The 241-nt window shown below is 46.5% G+C and carries 1 protein-coding gene; it reads right to left on the bottom strand.

Annotated features, from left to right (window positions below):
- Positions 1-186, bottom strand: a 186-nt coding sequence (locus HMPREF0519_RS14120; RefSeq protein WP_220094610.1) for a hypothetical protein, incomplete at its 3' end; no start/stop codon positions are given.
- Positions 187-241: the final 55 nt, after the last annotated feature.

Raw genomic sequence — 241 nt, forward strand, 5'->3', positions numbered from 1 at the left:
AATAAATACTTTCTTCCCGTCTTTTTCCTGAACGATACCTGCATCTTTCACAAAAATTATTTCATAGGATGGTAGACCACCGTTTGCGAGCGCAAATGCCATCTTGTCCTGACCATTCTCAAGAAACACATGGCGGCCGTTGCTGGCCTCAGCTAAAGCTCCTTCGATAGTGTCCAGCTTGCGCATGTGCACGCAAACGACAGATCTCAAAGGATGTATTGCTCGTGTCCAGAGCTGTTCA

The organism is Lentilactobacillus hilgardii DSM 20176 = ATCC 8290 (assembly GCF_000159315.1).
GTDB classification, from domain to species: Bacteria; Bacillota; Bacilli; order Lactobacillales; family Lactobacillaceae; genus Lentilactobacillus; species Lentilactobacillus hilgardii.